The organism is Anabaena lutea FACHB-196 (genome assembly GCF_014698305.1).
In the GTDB taxonomy this organism is placed as follows: domain Bacteria; phylum Cyanobacteriota; class Cyanobacteriia; order Cyanobacteriales; family Nostocaceae; genus Anabaena; species Anabaena lutea.
Map to the genome: position 1 here is coordinate 1 of NZ_JACJST010000041.1, position 25425 is coordinate 25425.

A 25425-nucleotide genomic window follows, 5' to 3' on the forward strand; every position below is an offset into this window, starting at 1 on the left:
GGGAGATGGGGAGATGGGGAGATGGGGAGATGGGGAGATGGGGAGATGGGGAGATGGGGAGATGGGGAGATGGGGGGACATCTGACAACCTAAATACAAGCTAAATAAATGCCGGTTTTAGGATGTTGGCAAGGAATAATAGAATGGGTAACTAACTGGCTAAGGTATTACAGTGGTTAGCATTGTTATCGTTTCTCACAGTAAACAATTAGCGCTGGGAGTGCGGGAACTGGCCGCACAGATGGTTCAAGGAAAAGTTCCCCTTGCTATCGCAGCGGGGATTGATGATCCTGCAAATCCACTAGGTACAGATGCAATCCAGGTTTATGAAGCGATCGCATCTGTATTGTGTGATGATGGTGTTCTAGTGCTGATGGATTTGGGTAGTGCTTTGATGAGCGCGGAAATGGCGCTAGAGTTTATATCCCCAGAACAGCGAGAAAAAGTATATTTGTGTGCCGCACCTCTGGTAGAAGGCGCTGTGGTGGCTGCTGTAGCTGCGGCTGCGGGAAAAGATATACACCAAGTTATCGCCGAAGCACAAGGAGCATTAGTATCAAAAGCCACGCAGTTAGGTTTTATTAGTAGGGCTGGATTTAACCAATCAATAGACGGGAAACCAGCAATTCCCTTATCAGTAAGTAGCCAACCTATCCTCAATGAAGAAATTCCCACCAGAGAAATTAGACTTACAGTTAATAATCGCTTAGGTTTACACGCCCGTCCTGCGGCTCAGTTTGTAGGAACTGCATCCCGGTTTAAATCCCAAATTAGAGTTCAGAATCTAACTAGAAATACGGAAGCAGTTCGAGGTGACAGTATAAATCAGGTCGCAACTTTGGGAGTGCGTCAAGGACATGAATTGCTGATTACTGCTACTGGTATTGATGCCCAAGAAGTGCTGACGGCGTTGCAAGCTTTAATTATCAACAACTTTGGCGAAGATAATACCGTTGTCGAATTACCACCCGCTGTACCGCCAGAAGTGACACCGCCTCAGCAAGGGGAAATTATCGGTATTGCGGCTTCTCCAGGAATAGCGATCGCACCAATTGTTCATTATCAATCTGCCGCTATTGCAATTACCGAATATCATATAGAAAATGTAGAAATAGAGTGGCAAAGATTACAATCAGCTATGCAAATAGCTAAACAGGAAATTCAAACTTTGCTCTCCCACGCCTCTATTCAAATTGGGGACGCAGACGCAGCTATTTTTGATGCCCATTTGTTATTTTTAGCAGATCCTGTATTACTAGAAGCCGTTCACCAGGGTATTTTTAAACAACGTCTCAATGCAGAAGCAGCTTGGCAAGCTGTAGTAGATGAGGTAGCAAATTCCTATCGCAGACTTGAAGATGCTTATTTGCAAGAACGAGTGGATGATGTTGTCGATGTGGGACGTAGGGTGTTAAGAATATTACTTGGAAACTCACCCTCTGACTTAGAATTAACAGAACCATCAATTATCATTGCCACCGATTTAACTCCTTCAGATACCGCCAAGCTTGATCCCACAAAGGTTTTGGGTATTTGTATGACTTCGGGTAGTGCTACTTCCCACACAGCAATTATCGCCCGGACATTGGGGATTCCGGCGGTTTTGGGTATCGATGCTCAAGTGTTAAACTTGGAAAGTGGCACTTTGCTCGGACTGGATGGGGAGACTGGCAGGGCTTGGATAGCACCAAAAGCGGCTACCTTGGCTAGATTAGAAACCAAGCAGCGAGTCTGGCGAACAGCCCAGGAAGAAGCAAGAAAAAAGGCACACCAGCCAGCAATTACCCGTGATGGGCGACAAATTCAGGTTTTGGCGAATATTGGTAGTCTTGCAGATGTTCAAATCGCTGTCGCTAATGGTGCAGAGGGAGTGGGATTATTACGCACTGAATTTTTGTATCTTGATCGGACAAGTGCGCCTGGGGAAGAGGAACAATTAGCAGTTTATCAAGCGATCGCTCAAGTTCTCGAAAATCGACCTTTAATTATTCGCACTTTAGATGTAGGTGGAGATAAACCACTCCCTTATCTAAATACAGGAGTTGCAGAAGCTAATCCCTTTTTAGGTGTGCGGGGAATTCGTTTCTGTTTAGCAAATCCGCAATTATTAAAAACCCAATTACGGGCAATTTTACGTGCCAGTGCCGACAATATAATCAAAGTCATGTGGCCGATGATTGTCACTTTAACAGAAGTCAGAGCCGCAAAGGCAATTTTGACTGAGGTACAAGGGGAACTGCGGAAAGCGGGGATAGCTTTTGATGAGAAAATGGAAGTGGGAATGATGATTGAAACACCCGCAGCAGTCGCTATCGCTGATCAATTAGCCAGGGAAGTTGATTTCTTCAGTATTGGCACAAATGATTTAAGCCAGTATGTCATGGCAGGCGATCGCACTAATCCTAGAGTAGCAACTTTAGCTGATGCCATGCACCCCGCTGTTTTGCGAATGATTCAGCAAACAGTACAAGCTGCTCATGGGGAGAGTATTTGGGTAGGATTATGTGGAGAAGTCGCAGCAGACGTTTTCGTTGCACCCATTTTATTAGGTTTAGGTTTGGATGAATTGAGTGTCAATCCCCAAGCTATAGCCCCACTCAAACAGGCAATCTCACATTTAACTATAACTGAAGCCCAAGCGATCGCATCTGTAGCATTACAACAAGATTCCGCAACCAGCGTCAGAGAGTTAGTTTATCCAATTGGCTAATATAGCAGCTGTATCTTTAACACCAAAGATATTGAGTTATAAACAACTGCGTAATTTCTGAATATCACCATTCATAATCACATCAATATTGCGAGTAATTTTCTCAATATCCCAATCCCACCAACCAATAGAAAGCAGAATTTCTATTTCTTCATCACTAAAACGCTGCTTAATGGGAACTGCGGGATTACCACCAGCAATTGTATAGGGAGGAATATCTTTTACCACCACAGAACGCGCTGCAATTATAGCACCATCACCAATTTTCACCCCCGGCATAATGAGAGAATCATAACCAATCCAAACATCATTACCAATGATGATGTCACCTTTGCTAGGTAAATTCATCAAATTTGACATTGCTGATTCCCAACCATGACCAAAAATGGGAAATGGGTAAGTAGAGATGCCATCAATTTTATGATTTGCACCATTCATGATGAACTTAACATGAGTAGCGATGGCACAAAACTTACCGATAATTAAAGAATCACTACCATAGTTGTAAAGGACATTCTTCTCAAACTCCTCCGGGTTCACCGGATCATCATAATAAGTGTAATCCCCAACAATGATATTTGGGGATTTAATACAACTTTTAATAAAGCAAACCCGACGATGTTCAGGTATTGGATAAGGATGGTAAGGACTTGGACCGTATTGTTCCATTAAATTTAAACACCCTGATTTTAGCTGCTATTTTTCCTCTTGATTATTATCACAAATCCCAAATCAGAATTTTACCCCTAACTGTCCATTGAAACCACGTATAGAATGATATCCAGCACCGATAAACACGTTTTTAGTAGCGTTTGCTTGCACACCACCCGAAAAAGCAACACCCTGATCTTTTGAATATAATCCAACACCTAAATAAGGAGAAATCACAGGTAAATTCACAAATTTTAACACATCTACACCTGTAGAACTATCAGCACCAGTGCCGATTTCAACCCCTAAACTCAACGCCCTAGCACCGATAGCATAAGTAACTTCACCATCTTTTTCACCCACAGAAATCCAAGGTTGGGGTACAATTTGTGCAGATGCTTGACTAGGGGTAAATAAAACTAATAAACCCAGAGAAGTGATAATAGTTTTGAGAATAACTACTGGTTTCATTTCTTCCTCCTTATTATTTGGCACAATAAACAATCATGACGCATTTCACCTAAACTAAGTGCCTGAACATTGTAAAGATGATTTAGAAAATTCTGCTATCTATCAGAATAAGGTGAGGATAGTCTTTCATTTTCTCTGCAAAAGTTAGAAGCAATTGAATATGTTACTCAACAATTACCAAGCTAATATTATTTCTGTTATTCAAAAATATGTAAATGATGGATGGATATTATCTTTTAATTTTTCAATAGATTCTAGATCAAGTTACGTGGGTTTTATCCAAGGTAATTTATAATTTTTGCGTAGTGGTGCATTACAGCTTGCATCCTATAGCGTACCCTACAATATTACTATTTGCCATAATAAATAATCAGAACGTATTTTACCTCAACTAAGTGCCTGAATATTTTCGGTATCAGTATCTCAAACCACAATAAATAATCATCTTCTCGCCTTACGAATCTAAATACACTCTTTCAAAAGGTTGTTTTCGATAACGACGGTAAATATCAAAATCAGTATCTAATGTAACGATTGCAGCAATATTGAGTCTTTCCGATAAAGTAATTAAGGATAAGTCAGCAAAATCGCCTGGTAAGTCAGCATATTGTTCGTTGAGTTCTCTAATCCTTGTAAAGTCTTGTGATGTCAGAGGAATACATTGATAAAGCTTTTGGGCTAAATCTTTGAGAAATTCATTTTGTGTACGATAATCCCTACTTAAAAGGTACATGACTTCAGTTACACAAGCAGTGGTGGTAATTAGTTCACTCGAACATTGTTCAAAAAAGTTACAAACGGACTCATGATAATTATCTTTGACGCTGTAGTAAGCGAATAAAATACTGCTATCTGTCAGAATAATGGGAGGATAGTCCTTCATTAATTATGTTTTTGGTGACGATTTTGGATATATTCTGCAACGGTTCTTTTACGATTTTCTCGTAATGATAAATCAGGTGAAGCATCCTGTAATAGGTATTTAGGGTGGCTTCCTCGTCTTTGAGCTAAGGTTTGACGAGGTTTTAAGGTTTGCCAATGTTGGTAAATCAGTTTTTTTAGCAGTTCTTCAGAGGTAATATTCTCTTGAGTAATGATTTCTGCTAAGTAGCTTTCTGTTTCTTGATCTAGGTTGATAGATAACATTTTCACTTTGTGCAATAGGTGTATTTATCCTACATTATAGTTTGAAAAAGATAATCGCCTCTCTTTCTGAGATTTTTTAGGCTAACTTTTGCATATTAAGTACTGAAGAACCAAACATCCTCTTAAAAAAGGTTAGACAGATTATTGTACAAAAGCGCCATTTTGTAGAATTATTTCCCTTTTACATCCTCTCTAATACATTAATTCCCAACAAATCTAATCCCAACTTTAGTGTTCTCGCAGTTAAATCACATAACATCAACCGCGATGTTCTTACAGGTTCCTCAGATTTCAGCACCGGACAATTTTCATAAAACTTATTAAACTTATCGCTGAGATTATATAAATAATCACACAAACGATTTGGTAATAAATCCTGTTCAACTTCACCAATCACTTCATCGAGTTGTAACAAATGCTTTGCTAAAGTGAATTCTGTCTCTTCTCTCAGAACAATTTCGGCATTATCTCCCAAATTAGCAAAGTCAATATTACCTTCTCGACTAATACCTTGAGTCCGCACATAAGCATATATCATATAAGGTGCTGTATTCCCTTTGAGAGAAAGCATCTTATCATAACTAAAAACATAATTACTAGTGCGGTTTTGGCTTAAGTCGGCATATTTTACCGCACTAATACCAACTACATTAGCAACGTTATTAATAAATTCTTCAGTTTCTTCTCTACCTTCTTCTTTTAATCTCGCTTCCAAATCTGCACGAGTGCGAGAAACTGCTTCATCTAATAAATCTCTTAATCGTACAGTATCCCCAGAACGAGTTTTGAATTTCTTCCCATCTTCACCTAAAACCAAACCAAAAGGAACGTGAACAATTTTTACATCATCAGGTATCCAATTGGCTTTTTTTGCTACTTGGAGAAATTGAGAAAAGTGGTTAGCTTGTCCTTCATCTGTAACATAAATTATCCGCTTGGCTTGATCTTCTTGAATCCGGTAACGCAGTGCTGCTAAATCTGTAGTAGCGTAGTTATAACCACCATCAGATTTTTGGACAATTAATGGTAAAGGTTCACCTTCTCTATTTGTAAAACCATCTAAGAAAACACATTTTGCACCTTGATTTTCTTTTACTAATCCTGCTGTTTCTAAATCTTCTACTACTACTGGAAGAAATGAGTTGTAAAAAGATTCTCCCCGTTCAATTAATTTGATATCCAGCAAATCATAAATTATCTGAAATTCTTTCCGTGACTGTTCACACAAAAGCTTCCAAGCATGAAGGGTATCTTCTGCACCTGCTTGTAATCTCACAACTTCTTGACGTGCTGTTTCTTGAAAAGCTGCATCTGCATCAAACCGTTGTTTGGCTTGACGATAAAAACTGACTAAATCCCCAATATCTAAAGCGTTAGCGGTGGTGAGTGCTTCTGGGTAAACTTCCCGCAAGTAGGTGATTAACATTCCAAATTGCGTACCCCAATCACCAACATGATTTAACCGCAATACATCATGACCGCGAAATTCTAAAATTCGGGCAATACAATCACCAATAATTGTAGAACGCAAATGTCCGACGTGCATTTCTTTAGCAATATTCGGACTAGAAAAATCGACAATTTCCTTTTGGGGATTTTTCGCTGTGGGAACTCCTAACCGAGAATCTGCTTTAATTGCGTTTAGTTGTGCTTCCAGGTAGGATGTTTGCAATTTTAAATTAATAAAACCAGGCCCAGCGATTTCTGGTGGTTCGCAAATATCAGATATATCTAGTTTTTCTACAATAGCAGATGCGATCGCACGCGGTTGCATTCCCAATTTCTTACTCAGGGATAAAGCCACATTCGCTTGAAAATCACCAAATTTAGGATTACTCGCAGTCACCAAAATCGGATCTACCCCGGTGTAGTCAGCGCCAAACGCAGCCACCAAAGCCTGTGCTAATTTCAGTTTAAGTTGTTCTTGTGTAGCGTTCATATTCAAATATTATATGTGTCGAAGATGCTATGGGCTGCTGAAAGTTGGGATATTTCCAAACGCTTGATCATTCTAGCGTCATAACAGTTAACTACGAATTACGAATTACGAATTACGTTGGCGCAGCCTGCCGGAGGCACTATTACGAATTATTTAACAACTGTCATACTTTGAATTCGCCACACACCTTGTTTGCGAATCAAATCATAACGAACCCGTAACCGATCTTCAGAAGACTTTTTACTCTCACCCTGTTCATAAAAGTGGGTAACTTCCTTAACTGTAGCTTCTACCACAGCGTTATCAGCAACCGTCTCCTTCTGATTGACAAATTCCACCTTCACATCATGCTCGTACTTGCGATAACGGCTGTCTGTCATATCTTGCTTGACAATTAACCGCCATTGTGATAATGCTGAACCAGTCAAAATCTCATTTAAACGATTAATTTCATGATTTGGGCCTAAAGCTACGGCCTTAGTAGATAACCAAGTTTCAATCACGTCCTCTGCTGTCGCGGTTGTTAGTTGACCAAACCCTACTTCTGGTTTGCTTTGGGGGTCAGGGATCTTGATTACGGGTTGATTCAGTTCTATCGCCAAAGGTTCTCCCTGTAAAGTTGCTTTCGGGAAAAACATATTGTTTAACCATCCCCAAGCTGTAGAAGCTAATAACCAAAAAACTAATAAACCCCCCAAAGATAAGAAAACCATCCACACTACACGGGTTTTTGCATCTAAGGTGTTAGCAAAAGTCCGCCGTTGTCGAGCATGAGACGGGCGATATTCCCAAACACGCTCCCGGCTGTTAGCGGAAGTTGGCTTGCGTCGGCGACGCTTTTTGGTGTGACTGGGTGCAGTAGAATGAGCAGCACTATTCATTTGCTGGTAATTTCCTCCTGTCCCTATTTCATCTAGTGGCGACTGTATAGGTATCGCTGGTGTGTGACTTTCGGAAATAGGTACTTGAGGTGAGGAGAACTGAGGAGATTCAGATATTTCTCTAGCTGGTGTTGCTGGGGACTCTACATCAGGTGTACGGTTGTGATTGACATGGCGACCATTACCAGTCTCATGGCTACGATGATGGAGATTATTTATTTGGGGTGCGGGAAAAGGCTGACGGTGAGTTGTGTCCCATTCATTAGTGGTTTGGGCATCTGTTGGTAAAGCTTCTAAATAAGCTTGTACCTGTGCATCAGCAAAGTAATCTTTCAAAGAAGCTTTTTGTCTTGCCAAATCACGAAAGTGGGGAAATACCTCTTGTTGTAACCACAATTCACCATATAAACACAATCCTGGCAGCAAGTCTGGTGAGTCTTGAGATTTTTCTCGAATAATAGCTAAAGCCTCATATTCCTGACTCAGTTCCAAAACGCGGGTTGCTTCTTCAGTTTGTCCTAATAACAAAGCACATAAAGACTGTTCTAAATGCACATCTTGGCGCTTACCCAGACGGATCAACATTTGCTTGGCTTGACGAATTAAAGCAGGTTGGCGTTGGGTAAAACCCCTGGCTATCAAGGCATAAACTGCTAAATATGTGGCCACGGCAGAGGGTCGCTTGCTTTCGGCTTCAAATAGTTTGTGCTGTTCTGCAACGGTTAAGTGGTTGCGTAACTGCTGGATAAATCTGAGAAAGTCGTCTATGTTTAAACCAGATTGATCATTGCCATTTCCATCCATGCCGCCCCGATCATCTAAAATCCCCTGCAATAATTCCAATCCTTGCCGGCGTTCTTTGGTTTTTTCTAGAGGTAGTGCTAGTAATTCTAAGATTCGATATGGTCGCAGCTTACACAAATCAGCGGCAATTTCCCCTTGCACGCTGGGAAATATCCCTTCGCGTAATAGTAATTCTTCGCCAGTTTCTAGAGATATGGCCGCATTTTCATAATGACCTTGCTGCCATTGTTCCCGTCCTAGTTCTAGGCAAGCTAAGGCTACAGTGAGAATAATATCTGGTAGTTCAGGACTTGTAGAAAATTCCTCACTGGTCAGACGATTACCTACTTTTACACCGACGTTACGATTTTTATTGACTAGGTACGGGCGACCTAGTTTGAGTACCAGTTCGTATTCTCCTAACTCTTGGAGGATTAATAAAGCCCCAACTAATTCCTCTGGAACAATTTCGATACTGAGACTTTGGGTATCGGCTTGGCTGTTGTTGCTTTGGGCGCGATTGTCCGATGCCAATGTCACAGATGACCTATCAGGATCATAGGCGTGGGCAAGATACTGATGATTGTAGGCGCTGCGTTCTTTGGAATCTGATAAAACCACGTAAGCTTCTTCTATGAGTTGTTTACGAGAAGATATGGCTGTAATCGAATACTCCCGTCGTGGCAATTGAACAATGCGATCGCTATACGCTTGCCGCAATTGTTCCTCACTTGCCGCTAACGGTAATCCTAAAATCCGGTAGTAATCGAGCGGAATTCGCACAGCCTACTTCCCCTGCACCGTGTTCGCGTAGTCTCTACTAGAGATCGACATAGTTCACCCAGATTATTCCAGGTATGTAAAACCGTGCCATAATAATAGCTTTAGTAATACCGTGTCAAATATACACTTAAAGTGTATATTGCCACAGTTATTTTTGTTCCTTTCGGAGAATTAATTCATATCCTAAGAATTTATTTTGGGCTTTGGTGTAGCCCACCGAAGATATCTCACTCAGCGGAGTACCGTATGCACTTGCCTAGCGAGCCTTAGCCTTCTATTTTTATCCTTAGTATATTTGCTGCAACCGTCACCTTCTCCCCCTGTTTCCGTGTCTCTTCTTTAATATCAAATTGGGCTATTCCCAGTTAATGTGTGATATTAACACGCCCTAGCATTATTTGATCCTGATAACTAGGAAATAAACAATACCATAGTTAGACTTTAATGACAACCATTTTATCAAATATAAGTATTTTTGCGTAATTTCATCTAAATTCTCGAAAACTGTTAATAGCTATGCAGAAAGCCAGCTATTCAGATTGCTACCTTAATAATTAAGAAAATGAGTAGGGAAAATTAAAAACAGCTATTTGCCTTGAGGAGCAAGAATAGGCCAGAAAGATTAAAAATGGAAAAATTGCCACTTACCCATTCCCTAAGACACTGTTTTAGTGCATAAATTAAGATTTGATTGTGGGATGTTGATTCTTGTCAACGTTGGCTTGTTAATAGCTGACGTAATATAAGACCAACTTAGATTAAAAACCGTAGCTTTAATTTGTACGACAGGGATATTTGACAATAATGCTTCAAGAACGCACGTTACCCCCATTTGATGCTGCCACAGTCCAGATTTCTAAAGAAGAAGGCTTGGCCTTATACGAAGACATGACATTAGGTCGCTTCTTTGAAGATAAATGTGCCGAAATGTATTACAGAGGCAAAATGTTTGGTTTTGTCCACCTGTACAACGGTCAAGAAGCTGTTTCTAGCGGTATTATCAGAGGAGCAATGCGACCGGGTGAAGACTACGTTTCCAGCACCTACCGCGACCACGTTCATGCTTTGAGCGCTGGAGTTCCAGCAAAAGAGGTAATGGCAGAATTATTTGGTAAAGCCACAGGTTGCAGCAAAGGGCGCGGTGGTTCCATGCATATGTTTTCTGCTGAACACCGTTTATTAGGTGGCTATGCTTTCGTAGCTGAAGGTATTCCCGTTGCCTCTGGGGCAGCTTTCCAAACTAAATATCGTCGGGAAGTCTTAGGAGACAAAAATGCCGACCAAGTAACTGCTTGCTTTTTTGGTGACGGTGCTTCCAACAACGGTCAATTTTTTGAAACCTTGAATATGGCAGCTTTATGGAAACTGCCAATTCTGTTTGTGGTAGAAAATAATAAATGGGCGATTGGTATGGCTCACGACCGCGCCACCTCCCAGCCAGAGATTTACAAAAAAGCCAGTGTGTTTAACATGGTGGGCGTGGAAGTAGACGGAATGGATGTTTTAGCAGTGCGACAAGTGGCTCAAGAAGCCGTAGCCCGCGCCCGTGCCGGAGAAGGCCCCACCTTAATCGAAGCTATGACCTATCGCTTCCGTGGTCATTCCCTCGCCGACCCAGACGAACTCCGCAGCAAAGCCGAAAAAGAATTCTGGTTTGCCCGTGACCCCATCAAAAAATTAGCTGCTTATTTGCTGGAGAAAAATCTAGCAGATGAATCAGAATTAAAAGCCATTGAGAAGAAAATTCAGGATATCATCGACGAGGCTGTGAAATTCGCCGAAAGCAGCCCCGAACCAGACCCAAGCGAGTTATATCGCTTCATTTTTGCTGAAGACGTTTAAAGAGTACCGAGTACCGAGCATTGAGTATTGAGTACCGAGTATTGAGTACCGAGTACCGAGTACCGAGTACCGAGTACCGAGTATTGAGTACCGAGTATTGAGTATTGAGTAGAGAAACTTCAAAATTCAGTATTTAGTACTCACTAGTACTCAAGATTAACCATAACTTTAGGAATAAACCTGTGTATACCATTACCCAACAACAGCAACAATACAAAACCTACATCCTTACCGATGATAATGCTGGTACACAAATAGAAGTAGTACCAGAACGTGGTGGTATCATTACCCGTTGGACTATTCAAGGTCAAGAAGTCTTTTATTTAGATACTGAACGCTTTACCCATCCTGATTTGAGCGTCAGAGGTGGAAATCCGATTTTGTTTCCTCTTTGCGGTAATTTACCGGATAATACTTATACAGTTAGCGGTAAACAGTACACTATCAAACAACACGGTTTTGCTCGTGACTTACCTTGGCAAGCAACTGAGCAAAAAACTGATGGTAAAGCTAGTCTGACTGTTGTTCTCAAGAATAATGAGGAAACCAAGGCAGTTTATCCTTTTGACTTTGAACTGGCTTTCACCTACGAATTACAGGGTAATACCTTAGTAGTGCGTCAGGAGTATAAAAACCTCTCATCGACACCAATGCCATTTTCGGCTGGTTTCCATCCCTATTTTCTCTGTGGTGATAAAAATCAGCTAGAGGTGGAAATTCCCTCTGGACAGTATCAAGACAATAAAACCAAGGAATTTCACATCTTTAACGGCAAATTTGACTTTAACCAAGATGAAATTGATTTTGCCTTTGGAGGGCTAACTAGTCAATCTGCCTCTGTGACAGACAACAGCCGCAGGTTAAAGCTGACCTTAGATTATGATGATTTCTCCACCTGGCTGGTTTTCTGGACGGTGAAGGGCAAAGAATTCTATTGTCTAGAGCCTTGGAGCGCCACCCGTAACGCTTTCAATACTGGTGAAAACCTGACTGTGTTAGCACCTGGAGCTAGTTGCACTGCTTCTTTCCGGTTAACGGGAAATTTTTTCTAAAAACCCTTGACAAAACCACAGTTGTTGATGGTATATTGGGAAAGTTGCAAATTGCAGCAAAAGGGTCGCTAACTCAACGGTAGAGTACTCGGCTTTTAACCGATTAGTTCCGGGTTCGAATCCCGGGCGACCCATTTTTAAGCAAAAGACGCTCGCTGAGACTTTGAAGATAAAAGTTAAAGCGAGCATTTTTGTTATTAGTCCATTTATTTGTGAATGAGAACAAGTCCGGCTAAGTGCTGAGTAAAAAGACTCACCGCGTCCCCATACTCGCGTTCTGTTGGCAATTTGATGAAGAAAATATAAAAATTCTGTAAATTATAATCGTAAGACTAGGCAAAAAAAAATAAATGTTATATATTTTATTCAACGCCTTATACCGAAAGATTTATAGACTACCAAATATGTGATCCCCCTAGCTTGGAGTAAAAAGCAGCTAGGGGGATCTTGTTTTAAGGCAAAAAATAGCCTAATCAGTAAAAAATCTGAGCAACTCTAACTGCTGCCCAGATCGATTTAGTTTAGTTCTGTCTGTGTCTGGGTTAACTACACAAACAAGCATCGCCATTCCGGTAATCAAGTCCAATTTTCTCAGACCAAATTTTCAATCTGCGGAGAAAGTCACAAAGACTCGTAAGGATGCATATTTTGTGGGGACTCAGACCCTTTGGCGACACATTCCCTCCGCGCCCCGATGTCCCCAGGTCATCTTGTTGACTTAAAGACAATGAATAAATTATAATTTTGGATTGTCTGTCTAATTCCTGCTCGGATCAGGTAGACATACTGCAAAAGCTGGCAAAAGCTATAAATCGTGTCTCTACAGGAGATAAAAGCCAGCTACCTGTACGGCAACTTCAAGGACAATTTGATGACTTACGCAATTATTGAAACTGGTGGCAAACAAATAAAAGTCGAGGCAGGTCGATTCTATGACATTGAACTGTTGACTGCCGAACCAGACGAAAAAGTTACAATAGACGAAGTATTACTGGTACAGCACGAGGGTGGAGTCTCTATTGGGCAGCCACTAGTGGCAGGTGCGACTGTAGAAGGGACGGTGATGCGACACTTTAGAGGTCGTAAAGTCCTGGTTTACAAAATGAAGCCGAAAAAGAAAACCCGCAAAAAACGGGGACATCGCCAGGAAATCACCAGACTTTTGATTAACTCTATTAACCTCAATGGTGAAGTTTTGGCTTATGAAGAAGCCCCAACTACTATTGAAACTCCTAATGTGGTTGATAGCTCTGTCGTTGAAGAAATCGCTGCTGAATAATAAACAACAAGTAAATACATAAGAGGAAATTATGGCTCATAAGAAAGGTACGGGTAGTACGCGTAACGGACGCGATTCTAATGCTCAACGCCTGGGCGTAAAACGCTTTGGTGGTCAAGTTGTACGTGCAGGAAACATTCTAGTGCGTCAACGTGGTACAAAATTCCATCCTGGTAACAATGTTGGTATTGGCAACGATGACACCTTGTTTGCTTTAGTTGATGGCGTAGTTACTTTTGAAAGAAAGGATAAAACTCGGAAAAAAGTCAGCGTTTATCCAGCGGTTGCGGCTGAAGCAGTGGCAAGTTAAATATTGGTCAGTTGTCATTAGACATAGCAGTAAAAAAATGTAGAGACGTTCCCTGGAACGTTTCTACAATGTTTCTGAATAATGCTTCTTTAAAGAAAGGTCTATGTCTATTAGTGATTTGGTTTTAAATTTACTACTGACTAATAATTTAAATTAACCTGTCAAATAGGACACCTATTGCTAAACCTGCCAGTGAAAAAACAGAGGTGAACCAAAAAGCTAGACTTTCCTGGAAACCAGAGGCTTGAAAGTCTATCTTGACCAAGATACTTGCGGAAAGAATAAGTAACGTATCAAGAAATATCCGAAACCAAGCGATCATAATGAAGAATAGCAAAGCTGCTAAAACAGCTACACCAAAAGACCTCGCATTTGATTGAAACAAGATATTGTAATACTCTGTGAGTTTTGACCAAGGAGTAGTCAAGCTAAGTAGTAAGAGTAAGATAGCAACTACAATAATTAACCACACAAACCAAGGTGCTTTTGTTTGGGATATTACCCAGCCCAAAGTACTGTAACTCAGTAGTACTAGTGCCAGGGAAAACCAAGGAACCTGTTTCAAACTTAACATAGATTGGTATTCCCAGTTCTGGGTGCAGATATTATTACCAAGATTATGTAGAAAAACCAAAGGCTTTATCTTATAAAATAGCAGGCTGAAAATTCCAGGGATATTCAAAAAAAGTTGAGCTTGTATTTATTTTTTGAATATCTTCCTTTAGACTCTAAGTCTATAATCCTGTTTTTTGCAGCCCCAATCAATAGGCGCTTATGCTGTCACCAACAAAGTCAATTAGTAAAGTATCAACCTTCCCGGACTTTTTTTGTAAAAATTAGTTAAATTATGATCTTAAACATTTGTAAACTGTTAGCAGTCGAGTAGCCGCGTGTCACATTTTATTAAGATTAAGGACTGAATCATGAGAAAACTTGCTATCGTTGAGCGCGTATGCCTGATTGGACATATCGTGTCTATGGTATTTGGACTAGTAGGGATATTACTAGTTGTTCCTAATGCTGAAGTAATTTTGAATTTATCTGAGGTTGGACAGACAGTCATGCAGTGGAGTATGGCTGGTGGGGGCGTAGCTTATATGATTTTGGGTGCGGTAGGTGTTTTCCTGTATGCTTACCGGACTTTGGGTTTAGGTCGCACCTTGGGGTTTCTGATTCCATCACTGGGAATTTCTTTGACCAGCGAATTACTGGGAACTAGCACAGGCTTTCCTTTTGGTCACTACAGCTACCTGAGTGGTTTGGGTTATAAAATTGCGGGTTTAGTACCATTCACAATTCCCTTGTCCTGGTTTTATGTGGGATGTGTGTCTTACCTGTTGGCGCGTGTCGGTTTAGAAGTAGACAAAAAACCAAGCTTATTACGTCATCTTAGTGCGATCGCACTCGGTGCTTTACTGCTGACATCTTGGGATTTTGTGCTTGATCCGGCCATGAGCCAAACTTCTCTTCCCTTCTGGTATTGGCAACAACCAGGGGCTTTCTTTGGGATGCCTTACCAAAACTTTGCTGGTTGGATGGGTACAGGTTCCTTATTTATGACTGTAGCGGCACTGTTATGGAGAAACAACCCTCTGAAGTTAGAGCGATCGCAACTCAATATTCCTTTGGTTGTATATTTGGCTAACTTTGGTTTTGCCACAGTTATGAGTTTGGCTGCTGGTTTCTCCATTCCTGTATTGCTAGGCTTGGCACTTGGTGTTGCTCCCGCTGTGGCACTTTGGTTAAGAGGTCCAAATGCATCTGCTGCTGTTGAACCAACCACTAAGGAAGTTTCCGTTGCCAGCGTTAAAGTCGCTTTCAAGTAAGCTGACCGAATTTGAGATTTTAAATTTTGAATTTTGGATTGAAAGATTCAAAATTTAAAATTTAAAATTTAAATAGGAATTACGAATTAGGAATTACGAATTATTTTAATTTTTAATTCACGGCGGTACTAGTTTACATAAACTGTGGGAAAATTCAATAATTTATAGTTATACAGAGCAACTACTAAGAATTTTGATTATACAAAGCGCTATTTCCCTACTATTACTACTTATCCAAGTCCCAGCAACAGCCATTCTACTTTCACGTCTGCTGAAAGGGCCAAGACGACATCCCCCGATTCAACCTGAACAACCGACCCTGGATATTTTGGGTAGTGTAAGTGTTGTTGTTCCCACACTCAATGAAGCACTGCGAATTAGTCCTCTGTTGGCTGGTTTAAGTCGGCAAAGCTACGAAGTCCGAGAAATTATTGTGGTTGACAGTAAGTCCCAAGATGGAACTCCCGACTTAGTAAAAGCTGCACAGCAAAAAGATCCCCGTTTTCGTCTGATGACAGATGATCCTTTACCCTCTGGATGGGTTGGTCGTCCTTGGGCGTTACATAACGGCTTTTTATTTAGTTCTGAGGGGAGTGAGTGGTTTTTGGGAATGGATGCGGATATTCAGCCCCATCCTGGCTTGGTAGCGAGTTTAGTGAACACAGCCAATGCCGAAGGTTATGATTTGGTTTCTCTTTCGCCTCAATTTATTCTCAAGTATCCAGGGGAGTGCTGGTTACAACCGGCTTTGTTGATGACGCTGCTATATAGATTTGATCCCACTGGCATTTACACAGAACAACCAGAAAGAGTGATGGCTAATGGTCAGTGTTTTTTGTGTCGGCGCTCGGTTTTAGGGGCTGTGAGTGGTTATAGCAGCGCTAAGGGTTCTTTTTGTGATGATGTGACTTTGGCACGGCATATTGCGGCTCAAGGCTTTAAGGTGGGCTTTTTGGATGGCGCAAAAGTGCTGAAGGTGCGGATGTATGAGGGCGCAATGGAAACTTGGAAAGAGTGGGGGCGCAGTCTGGATTTGAAGGATGCTTCTTCCCGCGCTCAGATTTGGGGAGATTTATGGCTGCTGTCAGCTGTTCAAGGTTTGCCCATATTGATCTTACTTGGTTTTCTGCCCTTGCTGCCACTGCCGCCCCTGCTCCCCCTGCACCTGTTATGGGGACTAAATATATTTTTATTGATAATTCGCTTTGCTTTATTATTAGCGATCGCTCCATCCTATGATCGCAACAGTGCTAAAGGTGGCTGGTTATTCTGGCTTTCCCCCTTGGCTGATCCCTTGGCTGTGCTACGAATCTTCTTATCTGCGTTTCATACTCCGCGAGAGTGGCGCGGAAGAAAGTATTAGCCTCATATAGCAGGAGTCAGGAGTCAGGAGTCAGGAGACGCTTTGCAGACCTATGGCTTACGCCACGCTGCGCTATCGGTTCAGGAGACGCTTCGCAGACCTCCGGTTCAGGAGTAAAATCCTCTTGTAGTGGGAGTTTGATTATCAATGGATGTCCTAACCACCCTGTCCACGGCTATACAAGTGAGATAAAAGCAATAGCTGAAGGGATAGAAACCCCAGTTCAGCTAGAGAAACTGCGAAATGCTGTGATTTTGGTCAGGGTTATCTGTTTTCTAGATCGTTATATCATGTTCGTTTAATTACTTATTTAAAAAAAACTCTCCGCGTCTCCGAGTCCCCGCGTCTCCGAGTCCCCGCGTCTCCGCGTCAGTCATAATTATAAGTCTTTAACCGAACACGATATTAGCACCCAAATCAGTTTTGGATCTGCTTGCGTCTGCACCGCAATGGTAATGATTTATTTTCAGTCAGTTTCAGTTCCTACTTGATCACCTCGTTCTAATTCCCAGAGAATTTGATTACCTTCTCTTCGTACCCGTGAAACTATCCAGTTTCGCCAACGCCATTGGTCTCCCCGACTGGTGACAGCACTAGCGTGGACATCCATGAGGTCTGCTAGTTCTGAACTAGTTATTAAGTAACCTTTTTCAGCAATTTCGTCAGCAACCCGCAGAGTTTCAACCAAGTTACGGAGTTGTGAAACCCTCATCTCAGGTGGTTTTTCGTCGTTTGTCGTCGCAGCGGACGCTGTAGATGGTTCCATAGTGGTTATCTCTAATGGAAAAGTACTGCTTTCCGGGATGTTTTCGTTAATTTTTGTAGAGTTTAGTGGAGAATCAGATACTTTTGCTACATTTATTGCATTTGTATTGGGTAAGGTTTGGTCAGCATTTCCAGACGATAATTGTTGAAGAGATGGGATTTTGCCGCTGGCAAAGGAGCGAGCAATCACATCACAACGTTCGTTACCTATGTTACCAGAATGTCCGCGCACGTGTTGCCATTTTACGAGTCGGCTGTTGAGTTCATCAAGAGTTTCTAAAAGGTCTTGGTTTTGGACTGGGTTCCCATCTGACTTTTTCCAGCCTTTCTTTTTCCAGCCTTGCATCCATTTGGTAACGGAGTTGATCAGATATTCGCTATCGGTGTAGAGGGTAATAGGTTCGGTTTGTCCAGATGTTTTTAGGAATTGCAGGGCTGCGATCGCTGCTTGCATTTCCATTTTATTATTGGTGGTATGGCGTGAGGCATCGCCCATTTCGTGAATTGAGCCATCATTGAAGTAGACAACAACAGCCCAACCACCAGGTCCAGGGTTGCCAGTGCAAGCACCATCTGTATATATGCTTTGAATTATAGGTTGGGTGGACATAGTAGAAGTATTAAGCTGCAAAGGACACGAACAAAAAAGTAATTAGTGACAAGTTTTGGTCAATAATATTCAGGTTATTATAGTTAATAATCAGCTTTTTCAACTTTGTTTAAAATTTTTATAACTGCTGCCAAAATTACTTCCGGTTGATCTATCCACACAAATTCATTATTTATAATTTTCCATAACTTGTTTTATAAAATCATGCCAAATTTGATTTGGAAGCCAAACTTGATGTAAAGCTATTTTTGCTTCTGTATCGCTACTACCTTTACATAACCGATGATAAAGATACATAAAAGCAGAAACTCTTTTATTAGCAATACAGTGAACAAATATTTTTTGATTAGCATTCGCTTCCATGATTTTAAAAAATTCCGTCACATTCTCAATAGTGGGATTTTCCCAAACTACAGGAATGTTTATATATTTCATACCTTGAGCTTCCACCATTTCTTGTTCATCAGGTAAAGCATTCGGTGATGTTGGCAGTGCTAAATTGATAATTAATTGATATCCGGCTTGTTTAATTGCTATAAATTGTTCTTTTGTCGGTTGTCCAGAAGTAGCAATTAAATTGGAGATTTGCAGAAAGTTGTATATATCTTTAATACTATTGATAGACATAATGCAAGTTTTTATAACTTATATTTAGGTTTAAATCTCATACAAATCACCATTTTTGTGTGTGAAAATCCATCCGCCATCATCACTGGATTTAGCAATTAAATCATCATCTGGATAGTACACTTCTTCTCCAAGGCTTCTATCTCCAACTTCCAAATAAATTACGATAGCTTGAGATTTATTCAAAAGTTGATGTCCATTTGCTTCTCCTGCGGGGAAACCTGCCATCATTCCCGCCGTGAGAATTTGCTCACCTGCATTAGTAATTAAAGTTGCTTCTCCTTGAATAATATAAATAAACTCATCTTGCTGAGTATGCCAATGTCTCAAAGCTGAACAGCTTCCTGGAGTCAGAGTGACTAAGTTAACACCAAAATTTTTCAGTCCGGCTGCATTTCCTAAAGCTTGTTTGATTCGTCCTGCAATTTGAGATTTAAATACATCTGGATAAACGGAACTTGTTCGACGAGGTACATTGTCTGGATTAATAATCATTTTACTATTCCTCAGATAATTGATAATGACGGCGCATTAATTTAAGACCATTTACATCATATGTAAAACCCCAACGCTCATAAAAAGGAATCATTTCTGCTAAACAGTAAAGAGCCATATTTTCTACTTCTTGCAACTGAGGATGATTAATTACTTCATCTAACAATTTAGCACCAAAACCCATTTCTCTATAGTTAGGTTTAATAATTACGTCATAAAGAGTTCCTCGATAAACAAAATCTGTTAGGACGCGACAAAAACCAATTAATTCTTCGTTATCACCTACCAAAGCAATTATTATATCTGATGCCTTTAACATTTTGACTACTCGCTCATAAGTCCGGTCTTTGCTCCAGAATTCATTTTTATATAATTCCACAAGTTGATAAATTTGGGTTTCAGTTAACTGGTTAACGACTTTGTAATTCATGGTTAATTTTGAATAATTTTAATTTTTACAATAATTTTAATATTAATCAAATTGTCAAAGATGCAATTTGCACAAATATAATATACAATTTATATTAATCAAACAATTCTATTAAATCTAGTGATATGACGCAACTAACTTTAGTAATTGGTAATAAAAATTATTCATCTTGGTCACTGCGTCCTTGGCTGGTGATGAAGCAATTTAACTTACAATTTCAAGAAATTCGCGTTCCTCTATATACTCCAGACTCATCATCACAACTTCAGAAATATTCTCCATCTGGAAAAGTACCAGTGTTGTTACATGATAATATAACTGTGTGGGATTCTTTAGCTATTTGTGAATATCTAGCGGAAACATTTCCCCATTTACACTGCTGGCCAGAGGATAAATCCACCAGAACATTAGCTCGTTCTATCAGTGCAGAAATGCACTCTGGTTTTCAAACTTTGCGTCAAAATATGTCGATGAACTGCCGTACTAAATACCCTGGTAAAGGTTTAGTTTCAGGTGTGCAACAAGATATTGATCGCATCATCAATATTTGGCGAGAATGTCGGCAAAGATTTAGCATAGATGGTGATTTTTTGTTTGGTGATTTTACAATTGCCGATGCAATGTTTGCTCCAGTTGCATTGCGATTTGTCACCTATGATGTACAGATAGATTCAGTTTCCAGGGATTATGTAGAAGCTATTTTATCATTACCTGCAATACAAGAGTGGATCACAGCAGCAAAATTAGAGACTGAAATTATTTCCAAGTTTGAGTTTTAGATTTATCGAAGTTGTTGAAGCAGAATCATATTTGATTAATCAACCGAATTCTGCATTTTACTCAATGGCGTTGATAAACCATCGATACTAACTAAATTTTTCTGCTGTTGATATTCTCTAATTCCCTCTTCCCCTTTTTTACTAGCCCATTTAACTAAAGTTTCTCTTTGTCCTTGATATTCATACAGCGGCACACCAAAACCACAAGAAGTTTGTACTCGTTCAATATCTGCAACAATAATTTGTCGAGTTCCAGGAACAGAAGAAAATAGAGGATACAGAGAATTCCATTCAGGAGAATCTGGTAAAATTGTTTTTCCCTGACCATAAAGACGGAGAATAGAAGCAGGTTCTTGAAAAGCGCAAAACATAAAGGTTATGCGTCCATTTTCCTGCAAATGAGCGGATGTTTCATTACCACTACCTGTGACATCCAAATAACCGACTCGGTTAGGTGAAAGGATGCGAAAGCTTTCTAAACCTTTGGGAGAAAGGTTAACATGACCAGTAGAACTCAAAGGTGCAGAACCTACAAAAAACAGGTGTTGGGCTGCAATAAAGTTTTGCAGTTCTTCTGTAATACAATCAAAAAGTTTAGACATAACTGATGTGATAGTTTTAGCAGATTTTGGATTTTATTATATTAAAGTTTAACTTCTACTTGATATGTCGTCAATTTTTTTGCCTCCACCTATTCAAAAAATTAATAGTGAAATAGCGGCTAATGCAGGTGTTAAGTTATCTATTTTGCGTCTTGATCTCATGCATCCCGAAGTTAACGGTAATAAATGGTTTAAGCTGAAGTATAACTTGGCGGAAGCTAAAGAGAAAAATATCTCAACCATCCTTACCTTTGGTGGTGCTTATTCTAACCATATTTATGCTACCGCAGCCGCAGGGAAAATATTTGGTTTTCGCACGATTGGCGTAATTCGTGGAGAAGAAAATAGACCTCTAAATCCTACTTTACAATTTGCATTAGCGCAGGGAATGCAATTAGTATATATTGATCGTCAAACCTACAAACAAAAGAATACAGCTGAATTTCATGAGGATTTACAACGAAGGTTTGGGGAAATATTTATTATTCCTGAAGGTGGTTGTAACTTGAATGGTGTCCGGGGTTGTATAGAGATATTACAAACGGTTAAACAATTTAACACTATCTGTTTAGCTTGCGGTACAGGAACAACACTAGCAGGTATGACACTATCATTAAATCAACAACAAAAAGTGATTGGTTTTCCTGTATTAAAAGGTGGTGATTTTCTCAAAGAAGATATCAATAACCTATTAACAAATTATCTTAATTCTGGATTACCAACACCAGTGGATTCTCCTGCACCTTGGGAATTAATTTGTAATTATCACTTTGGTGGTTACGCTAAGGTAAATAATCAATTAAAGCTATTTTGTCAAAATTTTCAACAACAATATAACATACCTTTAGATTATGTATATACAGGAAAAATCTTTTATGGAGTTATGGATTTAATAGCAAAAGGTTTTTTAAAGTCGGAATCTTTGCTTTTAGTGCATACAGGTGGGTTACAGGGGAATCTCGGATTAAGAAAATATTTAAATCTAACTAATTTTCCGTAATTAGATATATCCTGTCTGATAACTATAAATATCGATTTTTTTAAAAATTAGTAGGGAGAAATATTCATGGTTACAGTATCTCCAAAGAAGAAAGCAAATTATCCCCCAGGACCCAAAACACATCCTTTATTGGGTATCTTACCAGAATATGCAGCAGACCCCATTGGGTTTATGAGTCGTTCGGCTCAAGAATATGGTGATATTGTCCATTGGAAAAGTCCGACATTGTCATTTTATCAACTTAATCACCCTGATTATATTGAAGAATTGCTGGTTAAAAAGAATAGTCTATTTACCAAACATCAAACTTTTCACATTTTGCGGAAAATTTGGGGGAATGGACTATTAGTAAGTGACGGAGAATTTTGGCAGCGTCAAAGACGATTAATGCAACCAGCTTTCCACCGAGAACAAATTTTTGCCTATGGTGAAGTGATGGTTGATTACACCAAGCGGTTATTAAAAAATTGGCATGAGGACGAAATTCGAGATGTTCATGAAGACATGATGCACCTCACTTTAGAAATTGTTGCCAAAACTTTATTTGGAACTGAATTGTTAGAGGATGTAACACAGGTAGAAAAGGCTATGCAGGTCAGCATAGAATATTTTGAAGCCCGCAACAATAATATGTTGTTATATTTAACTCCTGAGTGGCTTCCTATTCCTATCAACTTGCGATTTAAAAAGGCAGTACAACAGTTTGATCAATTGATTTATCGAATCATTCAAAAAAAAAGAGAAAGTGGTAAAAATTCCCATGATTTGCTTTCCATGCTGTTACATATTCAAGATGAAGATGGAACTCGCATGAGTGACAAACAAATCCGCGATGAATTGATAACTTTATTAATTGCAGGTCATGAAACTACTGCTTTAGCATTGTCTTGGACTTGGTATTTATTATCTCAACATCCCGAAGTTGAGCAAAAGTTATTAACAGAATTACAGACTGTTTTAGCTGGAAGAACACCAACGTTTGCTGATTTACCCAAGTTAATTTACACAGAAAGGGTAATTATGGAAGTAATGCGATTATACCCACCTGTTTGGGCTATGAGTCGCCAAGCTTTGCAAGACTGTGAAATTGCTGGATATCCTATACGTACTGGTGATGGAGTTGTTATCAGTCCATGGGTAATGCACCGTGATTCAAGGTATTTTGAACAACCGGAAGTTTTCAATCCTGATAGATGGGCAAATGATTTTGTCAAAAAAATACCAACTTTTGCGTATTTTCCCTTTAGTGGTGGTCCTAGGGTTTGTATTGGTCAATCTTTTGCGAAAATGGAAGCTGTATTATTGTTAGCAACTATCCTCCAGCAATTTAAATTAACACTAGTCCCAAATCAAGAAATTGTCCCTTGGACAGCTTTTACACTGCGTCCTAAATATGGGGTAAAGATGTTGCTAAATCAGCGGTAATTGCTTACGTAAGTTAACAATAGCCCAAGTTAACTAAGTGCATATACTAGTGGCAGTTACTGAAAATCTCCTATTTTTTCAGGTGCTTTATGTCGTGTTCGCTTAAAGACTTGTAATTAGGGCTGACGCGTCCCCACCCGCTTCCCTAATGATAAGTAGTCAACCGGACACGATATTAGGTATTTGTTCATACCTGCACCTCACTGAATTGAAAATGGCTATAAGTAATTAACCAAACCTAATATTAGCTAATATTAGTAGTACTTTTATTTATCCAAAACTAAATATTATAAGTATATATACGCAATTTGTCTAGGAATAGATTTTTTATTTTCTTAGACTCTCAATCATAAATTCTAGAAACTTTAGTACTAATGAATTAATATCAACCTGATGTCAAGCAAGAATGAAGAACGTTGGTTACATTTTAAAGAGTACATGAAAAATCTCAGTACTTAAGTATTTTTATCAGGATAAGCTATATATTAGTAACCAGGAAGAAATGATGTTAGCTACTCAGGGATGAAAAGAAATGCAAAGCAATCGTAATTTGACTAAAGAATCAACTCAAGTTTCTACCAATACCAATAATTCTAGCCAACAAGTTCAACATATCTATACTTTAGAACACTTGGTTAAAACATTAGAAGAAGTAGCTAATCACCTAGCAGCAAATTAGCAAAGCTTCTGCAACAGCGACAACCCAGGAAAGAAAATTTCTTTCCTTCTTTGTTGGTAAAGAGGCAATGAATTGCTATTTTGTCACTATACTAAAGTTAGTATAGATTTATTTTTGGTAATATTAAGCATGAAGGTTGGCTTGTTCTTGTAACCAAGAATCCACAGGTTGTCCATCTTTGCGTTTGAGTTCTATTTCTATTACCATCACTTCTTTAGAACCTGGAGGTGCGGGTTTTTGATGGAAAATGATCTCATACTCGAGGGGGTTTTGATTATGTTCTTTTAACCAATCTTGAACTTTGGTAAGTGCAAAAAATGATTGTCCTTGGGCAAACATTTGAGTAATTTGCATTTGTAATGTGTAAGGATTGATGCGTCCCATTTTTTTGACTCCTTTGGTATTTGTAATTATTATAGTCTCACACAGAGGCACTCCAGACGCAAAGATGAAGATTGAGTCGGGAGTTTTTTATTCTTCTGTATTAAATTCAACTTTATCATAAATATCTGCGAGAGTGATTTGGCAGGGAATAGAGGCTAAATCTAAGTTGATATCTGCATCTACAAATTCTGAAAATATCCATTTGTTATTATCTGTTCTAAAATATTGCTCAACGTGCATTGTATATTGATCAATTAAAATATATTCTTGCAAAGTAGGAATTGTGCGATAAGCTGCAAACTTTTCATCTCTATCCTTGCTTCTGGTAGATTTGGATAAAACTTCTGCAATCATCACAGGATTTACTAAAGTGTCTTTTCTTCCTTCTTCATAAATTAAGGGATTTTTCACAACCATAACATCAGGATAAGTGTGAATTTTTTTGTCAGGAATCCAAAGACGTTGATCTGTAACAAAGACTTGATAAGGTTGCAGGGTAAGCTCATCTAATTTGGTATAGTATGAACTTGACAAAAGAAACAAGATAAGCAGCAGGAAGCAGAGAAAAATTTTACTTGACATGACAGCAAAAG

25 protein-coding genes and 1 tRNA gene are annotated in these 25425 nt (G+C 39.5%); 12 read left to right on the top strand and 14 right to left on the bottom strand.

Features of this window, described 5'->3' with window-relative positions; genetic code table 11:
* Positions 1-172 precede the first annotated feature (172 nt).
* Positions 173-2710, top strand: coding sequence for a phosphoenolpyruvate--protein phosphotransferase (gene ptsP / locus H6G59_RS25825; protein ID WP_190720570.1), 2538 nt, complete (start codon positions 173-175; stop codon positions 2708-2710).
* A gap of 36 nt (positions 2711-2746) precedes the next feature.
* Here the strand turns inward: ptsP and H6G59_RS25830 are convergent, their stop codons facing one another.
* From H6G59_RS25830 to H6G59_RS25855, 6 genes are all read right to left on the bottom strand, one after another.
* Complete coding sequence (locus H6G59_RS25830; protein WP_190720572.1) at positions 2747-3379, bottom strand: Vat family streptogramin A O-acetyltransferase; 633 nt, start codon at positions 3377-3379, stop codon at positions 2747-2749.
* A gap of 63 nt (positions 3380-3442) precedes the next feature.
* Positions 3443-3832 (bottom strand): hypothetical protein, encoded by a 390-nt coding sequence (locus H6G59_RS25835; RefSeq protein WP_190720574.1) that lies wholly within the window; start codon positions 3830-3832, stop codon positions 3443-3445.
* A gap of 454 nt (positions 3833-4286) precedes the next feature.
* Positions 4287-4715 (bottom strand): type II toxin-antitoxin system VapC family toxin, encoded by a 429-nt coding sequence (locus tag H6G59_RS25840; protein ID WP_190720586.1) that lies wholly within the window; start codon positions 4713-4715, stop codon positions 4287-4289.
* The gene (locus H6G59_RS25845; RefSeq protein ID WP_015213305.1) at positions 4715-4978 is read right to left on the bottom strand and encodes a hypothetical protein; all 264 of its coding nucleotides are present in this window, start codon (positions 4976-4978) and stop codon (positions 4715-4717) included. The genes H6G59_RS25840 and H6G59_RS25845 overlap by 1 nt, the downstream gene beginning before the upstream one ends.
* Before the next feature lie 181 nt (positions 4979-5159).
* Positions 5160-6917: an arginine--tRNA ligase gene (argS, locus tag H6G59_RS25850; protein ID WP_190720589.1), complete on the bottom strand. Its 1758-nt coding sequence runs from the start codon at positions 6915-6917 to the stop codon at positions 5160-5162.
* A 149-nt stretch (positions 6918-7066) separates the two neighbouring features.
* On the bottom strand, positions 7067-9364 hold the full coding sequence (locus tag H6G59_RS25855; RefSeq protein WP_190720592.1) for an IMS domain-containing protein: 2298 nt from the start codon (positions 9362-9364) through the stop codon (positions 7067-7069).
* A gap of 804 nt (positions 9365-10168) precedes the next feature.
* Here H6G59_RS25855 and pdhA point away from each other — a divergent pair.
* The 5 genes from pdhA (at position 10169) to rpmA (ending at position 13847) form a co-directional block, all read left to right on the top strand.
* A complete protein-coding gene (pdhA, locus tag H6G59_RS25860) occupies positions 10169-11206 on the top strand; it encodes a pyruvate dehydrogenase (acetyl-transferring) E1 component subunit alpha (protein ID WP_190720595.1) in 1038 nt (345 codons plus the stop codon).
* A gap of 182 nt (positions 11207-11388) precedes the next feature.
* Positions 11389-12258, top strand: a complete 870-nt coding sequence (locus H6G59_RS25865; protein WP_190720599.1) for an aldose epimerase family protein — start codon at positions 11389-11391, stop codon at positions 12256-12258.
* Between the two features lie 62 nt (positions 12259-12320).
* Positions 12321-12392: transfer RNA gene (locus H6G59_RS25870), tRNA-Lys, on the top strand.
* Between the two features lie 737 nt (positions 12393-13129).
* Positions 13130-13537, top strand: a complete 408-nt coding sequence (gene rplU / locus H6G59_RS25875) for a 50S ribosomal protein L21 (RefSeq protein WP_190720602.1) — start codon at positions 13130-13132, stop codon at positions 13535-13537.
* A 31-nt stretch (positions 13538-13568) separates the two neighbouring features.
* A complete protein-coding gene (rpmA, locus tag H6G59_RS25880; RefSeq protein ID WP_190720605.1) occupies positions 13569-13847 on the top strand; it encodes a 50S ribosomal protein L27 in 279 nt (92 codons plus the stop codon).
* Between the two features lie 148 nt (positions 13848-13995).
* On the opposite strand, the gene H6G59_RS25885 is transcribed toward rpmA, so the two are convergent.
* Positions 13996-14421: a hypothetical protein gene (locus H6G59_RS25885; RefSeq protein ID WP_190720608.1), complete on the bottom strand. Its 426-nt coding sequence runs from the start codon at positions 14419-14421 to the stop codon at positions 13996-13998.
* Between the two features lie 349 nt (positions 14422-14770).
* On the opposite strand from H6G59_RS25885, the gene cruF reads away from it, so the two are divergent.
* Positions 14771-15673 (top strand): gamma-carotene 1'-hydroxylase CruF, encoded by a 903-nt coding sequence (gene cruF / locus H6G59_RS25890; RefSeq protein WP_190720611.1) that lies wholly within the window; start codon positions 14771-14773, stop codon positions 15671-15673.
* Between the two features lie 193 nt (positions 15674-15866).
* On the top strand, positions 15867-17036 hold the full coding sequence (cruG, locus tag H6G59_RS25895; RefSeq protein ID WP_190720613.1) for a 2'-O-glycosyltransferase CruG: 1170 nt from the start codon (positions 15867-15869) through the stop codon (positions 17034-17036).
* 466 nt (positions 17037-17502) lie between these two features.
* On the opposite strand, the gene rnhA is transcribed toward cruG, so the two are convergent.
* The 4 genes from rnhA to H6G59_RS25915 form a co-directional block, all read right to left on the bottom strand.
* Positions 17503-18411: a ribonuclease HI gene (rnhA, locus tag H6G59_RS25900; protein WP_190720616.1), complete on the bottom strand. Its 909-nt coding sequence runs from the start codon at positions 18409-18411 to the stop codon at positions 17503-17505.
* A 168-nt stretch (positions 18412-18579) separates the two neighbouring features.
* Positions 18580-19038 (bottom strand): protein tyrosine phosphatase family protein, encoded by a 459-nt coding sequence (locus H6G59_RS25905; RefSeq protein ID WP_190720619.1) that lies wholly within the window; start codon positions 19036-19038, stop codon positions 18580-18582.
* 30 nt (positions 19039-19068) lie between these two features.
* Positions 19069-19533, bottom strand: a complete 465-nt coding sequence (locus H6G59_RS25910) for a cupin domain-containing protein (protein WP_190720622.1) — start codon at positions 19531-19533, stop codon at positions 19069-19071.
* Between the two features lie 4 nt (positions 19534-19537).
* Positions 19538-19963 carry a GNAT family N-acetyltransferase gene (locus H6G59_RS25915; RefSeq protein ID WP_190720627.1) on the bottom strand — a complete coding sequence of 142 codons (426 nt, stop codon included), beginning with the start codon at positions 19961-19963 and terminating at the stop codon, positions 19538-19540.
* Positions 19964-20088: 125 nt separating this feature from the next.
* Between H6G59_RS25915 and H6G59_RS25920 the strand changes: the two genes are divergently transcribed.
* A complete protein-coding gene (locus H6G59_RS25920) occupies positions 20089-20742 on the top strand; it encodes a glutathione S-transferase family protein (RefSeq protein WP_190720630.1) in 654 nt (217 codons plus the stop codon).
* Positions 20743-20777: 35 nt separating this feature from the next.
* Here H6G59_RS25920 and H6G59_RS25925 read toward each other — a convergent pair whose 3' ends face one another.
* A complete protein-coding gene (locus H6G59_RS25925) occupies positions 20778-21344 on the bottom strand; it encodes a pyridoxamine 5'-phosphate oxidase family protein (RefSeq protein ID WP_190720633.1) in 567 nt (188 codons plus the stop codon).
* A gap of 64 nt (positions 21345-21408) precedes the next feature.
* On the opposite strand from H6G59_RS25925, the gene H6G59_RS25930 reads away from it, so the two are divergent.
* The 3 genes from H6G59_RS25930 (at position 21409) to H6G59_RS25940 (ending at position 24448) form a co-directional block, all read left to right on the top strand.
* On the top strand, positions 21409-22344 hold the full coding sequence (locus tag H6G59_RS25930; RefSeq protein ID WP_190720635.1) for a 1-aminocyclopropane-1-carboxylate deaminase/D-cysteine desulfhydrase: 936 nt from the start codon (positions 21409-21411) through the stop codon (positions 22342-22344).
* A gap of 66 nt (positions 22345-22410) precedes the next feature.
* Positions 22411-23769 (top strand): cytochrome P450, encoded by a 1359-nt coding sequence (locus H6G59_RS25935; RefSeq protein ID WP_190720638.1) that lies wholly within the window; start codon positions 22411-22413, stop codon positions 23767-23769.
* Between the two features lie 532 nt (positions 23770-24301).
* Positions 24302-24448, top strand: coding sequence for a serine dehydratase (locus tag H6G59_RS25940; protein ID WP_127055005.1), 147 nt, complete (start codon positions 24302-24304; stop codon positions 24446-24448).
* Between the two features lie 123 nt (positions 24449-24571).
* Here the strand turns inward: H6G59_RS25940 and H6G59_RS25945 are convergent, their stop codons facing one another.
* A complete protein-coding gene (locus H6G59_RS25945; protein ID WP_127055006.1) occupies positions 24572-24832 on the bottom strand; it encodes a hypothetical protein in 261 nt (86 codons plus the stop codon).
* A gap of 87 nt (positions 24833-24919) precedes the next feature.
* Positions 24920-25425 (bottom strand): Uma2 family endonuclease (locus H6G59_RS25950; protein ID WP_242038979.1); only part of this gene is annotated, 506 nt, incomplete at its 5' end.